The organism is Bradyrhizobium sp. Leo170 (genome assembly GCF_004296405.1).
Taxonomy (GTDB): Bacteria; Pseudomonadota; Alphaproteobacteria; order Rhizobiales; family Xanthobacteraceae; genus Bradyrhizobium.
Genome location: NZ_PSRR01000320.1, coordinates 1 through 10,015 on the forward strand (window position 1 = coordinate 1; position 10,015 = coordinate 10,015).

11 protein-coding genes and 1 pseudogene are annotated in these 10,015 nt (G+C 66.1%); 3 read left to right on the forward strand and 9 right to left on the reverse strand.

What is annotated here, in order from left to right; all coding sequences use genetic code 11:
• The coding region (locus CWO89_RS34900) for an exodeoxyribonuclease VII large subunit (protein ID WP_283813567.1) at positions 1 to 704 on the forward strand (704 nt) is incomplete at its 5' end.
• A 123-nt stretch (positions 705 to 827) separates the two neighbouring features.
• Here CWO89_RS34900 and CWO89_RS34905 read toward each other — a convergent pair.
• Entirely contained in the window at positions 828 to 1,670 is an 843-nt protein-coding gene (locus tag CWO89_RS34905) for a dienelactone hydrolase family protein (protein ID WP_130582987.1), read from the reverse strand.
• 186 nt (positions 1,671 to 1,856) lie between these two features.
• On the opposite strand from CWO89_RS34905, the gene CWO89_RS34910 reads away from it, so the two are divergent.
• Complete coding sequence (locus tag CWO89_RS34910; RefSeq protein ID WP_130582979.1) at positions 1,857 to 2,081, forward strand: DUF2093 domain-containing protein; 225 nt, start codon at positions 1,857 to 1,859, stop codon at positions 2,079 to 2,081.
• 106 nt (positions 2,082 to 2,187) lie between these two features.
• Here the strand turns inward: CWO89_RS34910 and lpxK are convergent, their stop codons facing one another.
• From lpxK to CWO89_RS34940, 6 genes are read right to left on the reverse strand one after another with little or no spacing between them, the layout of a single operon-like run.
• The gene (gene lpxK / locus CWO89_RS34915) at positions 2,188 to 3,210 is read right to left on the reverse strand and encodes a tetraacyldisaccharide 4'-kinase (protein ID WP_130582980.1); all 1,023 of its coding nucleotides are present in this window, start codon (positions 3,208 to 3,210) and stop codon (positions 2,188 to 2,190) included.
• Positions 3,203 to 4,537, reverse strand: a complete 1,335-nt coding sequence (locus CWO89_RS34920) for a 3-deoxy-D-manno-octulosonic acid transferase (protein WP_130582981.1) — start codon at positions 4,535 to 4,537, stop codon at positions 3,203 to 3,205. The genes lpxK and CWO89_RS34920 overlap by 8 nt, the downstream gene beginning before the upstream one ends.
• Entirely contained in the window at positions 4,500 to 5,213 is a 714-nt protein-coding gene (locus CWO89_RS34925; protein WP_130582982.1) for a lysophospholipid acyltransferase family protein, read from the reverse strand. The genes CWO89_RS34920 and CWO89_RS34925 overlap by 38 nt, the downstream gene beginning before the upstream one ends.
• Positions 5,210 to 5,461, reverse strand: a complete 252-nt coding sequence (locus CWO89_RS34930) for a DUF4170 domain-containing protein (protein ID WP_028166941.1) — start codon at positions 5,459 to 5,461, stop codon at positions 5,210 to 5,212. The genes CWO89_RS34925 and CWO89_RS34930 overlap by 4 nt, the downstream gene beginning before the upstream one ends.
• Positions 5,462 to 5,514: 53 nt before the next feature.
• Positions 5,515 to 6,324 (reverse strand): 3'(2'),5'-bisphosphate nucleotidase CysQ, encoded by an 810-nt coding sequence (locus CWO89_RS34935; protein ID WP_130582983.1) that lies wholly within the window; start codon positions 6,322 to 6,324, stop codon positions 5,515 to 5,517.
• Entirely contained in the window at positions 6,311 to 7,696 is a 1,386-nt protein-coding gene (locus CWO89_RS34940; protein WP_165421452.1) for a TldD/PmbA family protein, read from the reverse strand. Before CWO89_RS34940 ends, CWO89_RS34935 begins: the two co-directional genes overlap by 14 nt.
• A 249-nt stretch (positions 7,697 to 7,945) precedes the next feature.
• Here CWO89_RS34940 and CWO89_RS34945 point away from each other — a divergent pair, with 249 nt between their 5' ends.
• Positions 7,946 to 8,470 carry a DUF6101 family protein gene (locus CWO89_RS34945; RefSeq protein WP_130582985.1) on the forward strand — a complete coding sequence of 175 codons (525 nt, stop codon included), beginning with the start codon at positions 7,946 to 7,948 and terminating at the stop codon, positions 8,468 to 8,470.
• Positions 8,471 to 8,660: 190 nt separating this feature from the next.
• Here the strand turns inward: CWO89_RS34945 and ubiA are convergent, their stop codons facing one another.
• Together ubiA and CWO89_RS34955 are read right to left on the reverse strand one after the other, a co-directional pair.
• Positions 8,661 to 9,587, reverse strand: coding sequence for a 4-hydroxybenzoate octaprenyltransferase (gene ubiA, locus CWO89_RS34950; protein ID WP_130582986.1), 927 nt, complete (start codon positions 9,585 to 9,587; stop codon positions 8,661 to 8,663).
• Positions 9,584 to 10,015 (reverse strand): annotated as a pseudogene (locus tag CWO89_RS34955) (hypothetical protein); the annotation flags it as partial. The pseudogene CWO89_RS34955 and the gene ubiA, both read right to left, overlap by 4 nt.

Consider the following 10,015-nt stretch of genomic DNA (forward strand, 5'->3'; position numbering starts at 1 on the left):
TGCGGGCCGCAGCGCGCGCGCTGCCGGCGCCGAGCGAACTGTTGGCGATCCCGCGGCAGCGGCTGGATCACCTCGGCGCAGCACTGCCGCGCGGGTTGAAGGCGAATACGCACGCGCATTTCCGCCGCTTCGCCTCCACCAGCGGCCGGCTGACGCTGCGGGTGCTGCACGGGCAGATTTCGCACGCCAGGCAGCGCCTGACCGTCTCAGGCGAGCGCATCGCCCTTTCCGCGCGCTCGCTCCTGCGCAGCCGGCGCGAGCGCTTTACGGGGCTGGAGGTTCGCTTCAAGGCGTCCAAGCTCGCCAATGCGCAGGCGCAGCGCAATGCGATCGCGCGGCAGCGCGAACGCACCCATCGGCTCGCCGAGCGCGCGCAACGCGCCATGGTCACGCTGCTACAGCGGCTCGACGCGCGCGTCGGCCAGAGCGGAAAATTGCTGGCCGCCCTCTCCTATCGCAGCGTGCTCGCCCGCGGCTTTGCCCTGGTGCGCGACGAAGCGGGACATCCCGTGCATGCCGCGGCCAGCGTCGCGCCGAATGCGCTTCTGTCGATCGAGTTCGCCGACGGCCGCGTGGCTGCTACCGCCGATGGCGACCACTCTGTCGCCGCGGCGCCGACGCCCCAGCCCAAGCCGGTGACGCGCGACACGAAACCCGCGCCAAAGCGGGTCGCAAAGCCGGTCGACCAGGGCAGCCTGTTCTAGCCTGTAGCCCGGGTGGAGCGGAACGCGTAACCCGCGACACCTGTGTCCGCGTTGCGAGCGGCCCCGGGTTACGCTGGCGCTTCACCCGGGCTACGGCAGTAGGGAGAGAGCCCTCACCTGGCACTAACGCGAGAGCCAGGCGGCGACCTGTTTCTGCGCGTCGGTGCGCGCCTCTGCGTCGGTGCCGATGTGGCCGACCTCGGGCATTGCGGCATCGGCTGTTCCGGCAATCGCACGCAGCGGCAGATTGGCGAGATCGAAGTCGTGATAGGCGCCGGGATAGGTGATGATCCGCGCCAGCGCGCTGCGGCCGCGCGCGCCGTCGACCATCTGGTGGCAGGCCGGCGGCGAGCTGACATCGTCGTTGGCGCCGATCATAACCAAGGTCGGCACCCGCGTGCTCCAGCCGAGCCTGGAGGACAGCCGGCAATCCGGATAGAACGCGATCGCCGAGCGGAAATCCGGCTCGGTGCTGCGCGAGGGGAGTTGCGGCCGCACGGCCCACAACAGCGCACTGGCGCCATTGGCCCAGCCGATCAGGCTGATGCGCTCATGCGCCACCCAGGGCTGCTGCATCAACCATTGCCGCGCCGCCATGATATCAGCGACCCGCTCGCGGCGCGCCAGCACGTGCCGTTCCCGATCCTTGACCCGGCATTGCGGGCCGACCTCGCGCGAGCCGTAGCTGTCGGGCAACAGCACGGCATGGCCGGTCCGGAGCAATTGTTCCGCCCAGTCGCGGTAGCGCGGCAAGACCGGCTCCGAACGCCCGGCGAGGCCGCCGCAGCCGTGCAGCGCAATCACGGTCGGAAACGGGCCGTCGCCGTCGGGCTTGTAGAGCTGCGCGTGCAACGTGAGATTGGTGGCGGGAATATCGACCTGATGGGGCGCAGGCAGCGGCGCGGCCGTCGCAGCGGAAGCCACGGCAACGAGCGTCAGGAAAATGGCTGCTGACAAAAACCGCATCTCAATTGGCCGCATCATGGTGGCGCTGCTGACCGAGCGGACCACGGGTGCGAAACTATCATGCAGTCTGGCCGCAATTCATCACAAGTCGGTGGTTTAACCTGCGGACATTACAGCCTATTTATGATAGGTATAAACCGCAACCCCAACGAGGCCTCGCGTTAAGGCCGGGCGGAGAGTTTCATAGTGCTGAACAAGTTCGGTCCCTCGGGTCATGGCGAAGCGCAGGTGCAATATCTCGATGGCGATTTCCGCGTGGTCTCGCCCGGAACTTATGTGCGCTGCTCCATCACGGACGTACGGATCCCGCTCGACGAACTGAAATATTGGAGCGTCGATCTGCAGGAGGCCTATGCGACCCCGACCGCGGTGCTGCAGCGGCATTTTCCCGCAGCGCTGAAGCAGGGATAGTGCTGCCGTAGCCCGGGTGGAGCGCCAGCGTAACCCGGGGCCCTCTCAATGCGGACACAGATGTCCCGGGTTGCGCTTCGCTCCACCCGGGCTACGAAAGGGGACGTCAGCTACGGAGCCTGTTTCCGCGCGCTTTGGACAGGCTGTCTGAGACGAATTTGCGCAGCAATGCTGCATCCTCGAACTCCAGTGTCACCGCGAACGGCACCACCGCCTGCGCCCAGACCGGTAGTTCACCGCGCTGCTTGAGCCGCGCCAGATCCTTCTCCGTGGTCACCAATGTCAGCCCGTCGCCTCTCGCCTCCGACACCAGGCTATCGATGTCGGCCTTCGAGAACACGTGGTGATCGGGGAAGGCGCTCTCCCTGACAACGTCGACGCCGCTGTTGCGGAGGGTGTTGAAGAAGCGCGCGGGATCGCCGATACCGGCAAAGGCGAGCACGCGGCGGCCCTGCAGCGACGTAAGCGATGCATCGTCCGGCCGAAGCTGCGCCGCCAGCACGGGCTTTCCGCGCACGGCAATCTCCGTCGCCAGCATCTTCGCAGCAGTACCGTCGCCGACCACGACGAGCGCGTCGGTGCGCGCAACCTGCGGCGCCAACGGCGCGCGCAACGGGCCGGCCGGAAACACTTTCCCATTGCCAAGGCCACGTTGGCTATCGATCACGATGATCGAGGCATCCTTGGCGACCGCCGGGTTCTGGAAGCCGTCATCCATCACCAGTACGCTCGCGCCGAGCGACTTCACCAGCGCGACGCCATCAGCGCGATCGCGCGCGACCACGACCGGTAGCCGCTCGGCCAGCATCAACGGCTCATCGCCGACATCGGCGGCGGAATGGCTGGAAGGATCGACCTGCACCGGCCCGCGCAACTCGCCGCCATAGCCGCGGCTGAGCACAACAGGCACTTCGCCGAGTTCGCGCAGCAGCTTCGCCAGCGCCAGCACAGTCGGCGTCTTGCCGGCACCGCCCGTATGATAATTGCCGACGCAGAGCACGGGAATGCCGGCGTCGATCCCCTTGCGCTGCAGACGCCTGGCGGCGATGGCGCCGTAGAGCGTGGCGAGCGGCTGCAACAGATGCGATTTCCAGGATGCCGGACCGTGCCAGAAGGCCGGCTCACGCATTGGCGGCTCCCATCTCGATCCGTAACTGCAAGAGATACGGTTCGAGCGCCGCAAGTGTTCGCTCCAGCGCGCCGCCGAGCTGCTGCACCACATGTTCGGCGGCCCCAAGCGAGGCTTCGCGCGCCTTGGCATTGTCCAGCAACTGGCCGAGCTGCTTCACCAATGCTTCCTGTGTCTCCGCGCGCCGCGCGCCACCGGCACGGTCGAGCGCCTCATAGACATCGGTGAAATTGAACACGTGCGGACCGTGTACGATCGCGGCGCCAAGCTTCACGGCCTCGATCGGATTCTGGCCGCCGTGCGGAACCAGCGAGCCGCCCATGAACACGATCGGCGCCAGCCGATAGAACAGGCCGAGCTCGCCCATGGTGTCGGCGACATAGATATCGGTGGTCGCAATCGGCAGTTCCTCGCGCGACCGCAGCGCACTGTGCAGGCCGGCGGCCTCGACAACGCGCATAACCGCTTCGCCGCGATCGGGATGGCGCGGCACGATCACGGTGAGCAGCGAGGGAAAGAATCCCGCAAGCGCGCGATGCGCTTCCACGAGCTGCTCTTCCTCGCCGGGATGGGTGGAGGCCGCGACCACGATCGGCCGGCCGCGCGTCACCGCCATCAGCCGCTCCAGCTTGGCAGGATCGGCCGGCGGCGCCGCGACGTCGAGCTTGAGATTGCCGGTGATGACGACATTGCGGCTGCCGAGCGCCGCAAAGCGTTCGGCGTCTATTCTCGACTGGGCCAGGCAGATGTCGAAACGGTCGAGCAGGGCCGAGATCGTGTGCGACATCCGCTGCCAGCGCGGAAACGAGCGCTGCGACATCCGTCCGTTGATCAGCACCATCGGCAGGCGGCGCGCGGAGCTAGAAAGGATCAGGTTCGGCCAGAGGTCCGACTCGATGAACAGCGCCAGCGACGGCCGCCAGTGGTCGAGGAAGCGCGCGACATAGCGCGGGGTATCATAGGGCACATATTGATGGATGACGTCAGGCGGAAAGCGCTTGGCAACGATCGCCGCCGAGGTGACGGTGCCGGAGGTGAGCAGGATGCGCAAATTGAGCTCGCGCAGTTTCTCGATCAGCGCCGCCGCCGCCAGCACCTCGCCGACGCTGGCGCCATGGATCCAGACCAGCGGCCCGTGCGGCCGCACATCGGCGCTGACGCCGCGCCGTTCGCCAACGCGAGCCGGATCCTCCTTGCCGAGCTTCAGCCGCCGCCGGATCAGCGCAGGTGCGAGCGGCACCATCGCGGACGACAGTCTTTGGTAGACCCGCAACGTCATCGGCAGCGAGTTAGCCAAGAGCTCCCTCCGGACGCCCGACGGCCGCATAGGCCTTCCGGGTCGCTTCGTTCAGCAAGGCCTCCACCCTGAGCCGCAACGTTTCCATCATCTCGGCGTCGGCGTCGGGCGGCACCTCCACGGAATCGATGCCCACCAGTGCGCCCCGTCCGAATGGCAAATTAATGGTGGTGGAATCCCAGTTTTTCAACCGGATGAACCGGCTGGTCACCATGGCAAAGGGCATGATCGGCCGGCCCGACTGGCGGGCCAGCATGATGACGCCGAGACCGGCGACCCGGGCCTGCTTGGGCACGTCGGCGGTGGTCGCGACGTTCCACTTATCCTCCAGCGCCCGCAGCATCTCCTTGAAGGCGCCGACGCCCCCCTTGCGGTGGAAACTGCCGGAATGGTCGCCCGACCCCCTGATGGTGCCGACGCCGAGCCGCTCGGCCGCGATCGCGTTGAACTCGCCGTCGCGATGCCGGGAGACCAGGACCTTGGCGCGGTGGTTTCCCCTGACCCGGATGAAGGGGGTCATCAGGTGCTGGCCATGCCAGAACACGAAGATGCAGGGCATCTGCGGTTCCACCTGCTCGTATACGTCAGGCGGCTCAAGGCTGAACCTGTTGGTCAGCCAGACCAGCCGCAGATATTCGGCCGCAAGCAGGCCCAGCGCACGCTGCACGAGGCCGCTGCGCAAAAAATCGCGAATCAGACGTTTCAAAGGGAGGGCTTTGTGTCTTGACCCGGATCGAGCAGCCGATGGAGGTGGACGATGAAATAGCGCATGTGGGCGTTGTCCACGGTCTGCTGCGCCTTCGCCTTCCAGGCCACGTGAGCGCTGGCGTAGTTCGGATATACGCCGACGATCTCGACCTTATCGAGATCCTTGAAGGTGTTGTGCTGGAGGTCGATCAGCTCGCCACCAATGACGAGATGCAATAATTGCTGCGGCTGGGCACTATCTGACATAATTGTTTTTCCTGATGAGATGCCCGGCAGGGAAGTCCTGTGGCGCGAGGCGATCAGTGCAACGGGCGGTTGCGAAAATGCTCGACAATACGTGCATGACGATCATGTCCCGCCGCCACCAGCACCCCATGCGCCAGCTCCCGGCGATTATACTCAATCGCATCCCCCGAGAGCGCCGTCATCTTACCATCCGCTTCCTGCACGATCAAATTCGCCGCCGCAAGGTCCCAGTCATGACTATTGCCGCCGGCGAAGGCGGCATCGAGCTCGCCATGCGCGACCCGGCATAGCCTGAGCGCCAGCGAACCGATTCGCGGATGCAGCGTGATCTCCTGCGCCGAAGGGCTCAATCGCTGCAGGAGCGGCTTCGGCCCGGCCATGCGGGGGAAATCGAAATCGGTGCCCGCGGTCGCGCGCACCGCGATGCCATTGCGCGTGGTGCCCTGCCCCCGCGCGGCAAAGAAGAACTCCGCGGTGGCGGGCGCGAATACCGCCGCCAGCACGGGCGAGGCATTTTCAACCAGCGCCACGCTGACGCACCAGTCCTCGCGCCCGGCGAGATAGGAGCGGGTGCCGTCGATGGGATCGACGATCCACACCAGGCGCTTGCCAAGCCGCGCCTGGTCGTCCGCGCTCTCTTCCGAGAGCCAGCCGTAATCGGGCGTCGCCGAACGCAGCCGCTGCTCCAGCAGGTCGTTGACCGCGATATCGGCCTCCGACACCGGCGATGAGGCGCCCTTGATCCAGTTCTTCAACTCAGTGCGAAACAGCGAGAGCGCCAGGGCCCCCGCTTCCCGCACCGTCTCCGCCAGCAGGGCGGCGTCGCGCGCCAGGATCCCGTCGTCCGTATCAGCGTCCGCCAAGCGTCAGTCCCTCGATCCGCAAAGTCGGCGCGTTCACGCTGTAGCGGAATTCCAGATCGTTCGCGGCGACCAGCGATTTGAACATCGCCAGCAGATGCCCTGCGATGGTCACTTCGCTGACCGCATAGGTGATCTCGCCGTTCTCGATCCAGAAGCCCGAGGCGCCGCGGCTATAGTCGCCGGTCACGCCGTTGACGCCCGAACCGATCAGGTCGGTGACGTAAAAGCCCTGCTTGATGTCGGCGATCAGTTCCTTCGGCGTCGCCGAGCCAGGCTCGAGATGCAGATTGTAGGCCCCCGGCGACGGCACCGAGGAGACGCCGCGATGCGCATGTCCTGTCGTGGCCATGCCGAGCTCGCGCGCGGTCGCGCAATCGAGCAGCCAGGTGGTGAGCACGCCGTCATCGATCAGGGCCGTCTTCTTCACCTTGACGCCTTCGGCATCGAAGGTCTGCGAGCGCAGGCCGCGCACGCGCAAGGGATCGTCGATGATGCGGATATTGCTCGCGAACAATTGCTGACCGAGACGATCCTTCAGGAAACTGGTCTTGCGCGCGATCGATGCACCGTTGATGGCGCCAACGAGATGGCCGACAAGCGAGTTCGCAACGCGTGGATCGTAGACGACGGGGACCTTGCAGGTCTCGACCTTGCGCGGATTGGTGCGCGCCACCGCACGCTCGGCCGCTTTGCGGCCGACGCTTGCAGGCGAAGCGAGGTCGGATGCATGCAACGCGCTCGTGAAATCATAGTCGCGCTCCATGCCGGTGCCCTCGCCCGAGATCGCGGTCATCGAGATGCCGTGGCTCGAGCGCAGATAGGAGCCATGGAAACCGGTCGAGGTCACCAGCACCATGCCGCCGATGCCGGAGGAAGCCGACGCGCCGCCGGATTTCGACACGCCCTTGATGGCGAGCGCCGCCGCTTCCGCCTCGGTGGCGCGGCGTTCGAGTTCAGCGGTCGAGGGCACATTGCGGTCGAGCAGGTCGAGATCGGGGAAGTCGCGCGCCAGCAGCGCAGGGTCCGCGAGCCCGACATATTTGTCGTCGGGCGCGACACGCGCCATCGCGACCGCGCGCTCGGCAAGCTTGGCGATCCCGTCGCCAGTGACATCATTGGTGGAGACCACCGCCTGGCGCTGACCGACCAGCACGCGCAGGCCGACATCGTCGCCTTCGGAGCGCTCGGACTCCTCGACGCGCCCGTCGCGCACCTCGACGCCTTGCGAAACGCCGCGCACCGCGATCGCATCCGCCGCATCCGCGCCGGCGCGCTTGGCCGCCTCGACAAGACGCTGCGCCAGTTCACTCAAAACCGACTGGTCGAACAGGTCGGTCGCGGACTTTTCGGCAGGCGATGGTGAAGGGTTCACGAACAGATTCCTGACATTGAAGGGCTCAACGCAGCGCGGCGCGCCAAACCCACCAAGTGGGCCGGATTTGCAGCGATTTCAAGCGTTTTGCCGCGCGATGAAGAAGAATTGCTCGAGCGCGGCAAGGTCTTGTCAAGCATGCGCGCCTTTGACGTCTCTTTAACCAGCCTTCTCAAGCTGATCGGGAAACGGCTGCGCTAAGGTCTCGCGCATCGACCGGGAACATAATCCCGGCGGGGAGATAAAGCCGTGAGGCGTCAAACAGCAACAAGCGGGCTCAACCCCGCCGGGTCGGGCCGTGTGCAACGGCTCGACCCGCTTTCTCTACCGCTCAGCTTCCATGCGCAGGATGTCCGCGCGGACGGTGGCATGCGGCAGGTTGAACTTCACCACGAACGCGTCGTGCTGCGCCGTGCCGTCAAGGGCATGCGGATGGCGATCAATGTTCGCGTCTGCGACTTCATCGGCGTCGCGTTGCGCGACCTGGGCGACGAGCAGATGCTGACGCTCGTCCACCGCGATCCGTCGCTCGCAATTCCGCTTGGCGTCAGTTCCGATCGCGACGAGATCGAAAGCGCCTGGCAGATGTGGAGCGACGTGCTCCGCCTGCCGCAACTGAGCGAGCAAGCGCCGCGCGAGCCTGCGGCCCGGCGCAGGCGCCGCAACGTCATCCACACGCGCCGCCCGCGCTTCCTGGTACGCCGCCGCCGTGGCGGCCCGCTTGATGCGGGGAATGTCCATCGCGGTGAACACGAGATCATCGCGCGGGATTGAACGTGACCCGGGACGACGGCCCGCGCCACAACACACGCTGTCATTCCGGGGCGCCGCGAAGCGGCGAGCCCGGAATCCATTTCCCCACCAGTGCATGCGGCCCAATGGATTCCGGGCTCGCGCCAAGAGGCGCGCCCCGGAATGACGAGAGAGTGGTGATTTCTGCACGCCCCGCAACAACGCAGAAGCCTCAGCGCATCGCGGCGTCAGCGAGCAGGCCGGCGAACAGGATGAGGCCGGCGTCGCGGTTTGACTTGAAGACGCGCAGGCACAATGCGGGATCGCTGATGTCGAGTCGTCTTATCTGGATCGCCAGATGCAACGCGAAGGCGGCGAGGCCGATCCACGCGAACCAATGCGCGCCAGCCAGCACGAGCGCCATCCCGATCAGGGCCACCGCGAGCGAATAGAACAGCACGAGCGCCTTGTGCGTGGCCGCGCCGAACAAGCGTGCGGTCGACTTGATGCCGATCAACGCGTCGTCCTCGGCGTCCTGATGTGCATAGATGGTGTCGTAGCCGATCACCCAGGAGATTGAGCCGGCATAGAGCGCAAGCGCGGTGAGATCGATGCGCTCGAGGATGACGGCAAATCCCATCAAGGCGCCCCAGGAGAAGGCGAGCCCCAGCACCACCTGCGGCCACCAGGTGATGCGCTTCATGAAGGGATAGACCGCGACGATGACGAGCGAGGCGATGCCGGTCGCGACCGCAAAGCGATTGAACTGCAGCAGCACCACGAGACCGATCAGCGCCTGGGCGACCAGGAAGATCAGCGCCTGCGTCACGCTCACCTGCCCCGCCGGAATCGGCCGCGACCGCGTCCGCTCCACTTTCGCATCGAGATTGCGATCGGTGATGTCGTTCCAGGTGCAGCCCGCACCGCGCATCACGAAGGCGCCGATGAAGAACAGAAGGATGACAAGCGGGAGTTGGTGCAGGTCATGGGCGATGCCGGCGGCGAGCGCCGCCGACCACCAGCACGGCATCAACAGAAGCCACGAGCCGATCGGCCGGTCGAAGCGGGAGAGACGCAAATAAGGCCGCGACCAGCGCGGCGCGTGGGTATCGACCCAGTTGCCGGTCGCATCGGCAACACGGGCGGTGACGTCGCTCATCGCGACAGCACGTTGCCGTTCAGCGTGTCAAAGGTGCTGCCGCCCTTGCGCGTCGGCACTGCTTCGGGCGCGGAGGCGGACCCCAGCACTTCGCTCAAGGACGGCCCGGCCGGACCGCGCGCCTGCGTCGCCATCTGCTGCGCCACCGCGCAGACCTTCTTCTGCATCGCCTCGGTGTTCTTGTGGCCATTCTGGAGCTGCTCGAGGATCTGCGGCGGGATTCCGCATTTCGCCGAGTTGTCCTTGACGTATTTCATCATCTTCAGCTCGGCCTGGCTGTAATTGCCGATCAGCTTGCAGGCCTCGTCCGGACCCGCCTTCTTTTCACCGGCGGCCTTGATCAGCTTGCCGCGCCGCTCGGTCTCCTCGCGCAAGGGGACGAAGCCCTTCATGCAGGCATCCGACGGGCCCGCGCCCCCGGACGGGGG

Excerpts from the sequence above, each read along its gene's own strand:
- CWO89_RS34905 (WP_130582987.1), bottom strand. The coding sequence starts at position 1,670 with ATGCGGTTTTTGTCAGCAGCCATTTTCCTGACGCTCGTTGCCGTGGCT.
- lpxK (WP_130582980.1), bottom strand. The coding sequence starts at position 3,210 with ATGCGTGAGCCGGCCTTCTGGCACGGTCCGGCATCCTGGAAATCGCAT.
- CWO89_RS34920 (WP_130582981.1), bottom strand. The coding sequence starts at position 4,537 with ATGCGGCCGTCGGGCGTCCGGAGGGAGCTCTTGGCTAACTCGCTGCCG.
- CWO89_RS34930 (WP_028166941.1), bottom strand. The coding sequence starts at position 5,461 with ATGTCAGATAGTGCCCAGCCGCAGCAATTATTGCATCTCGTCATTGGT.
- ubiA (WP_130582986.1), bottom strand. The coding sequence starts at position 9,587 with ATGAGCGACGTCACCGCCCGTGTTGCCGATGCGACCGGCAACTGGGTC.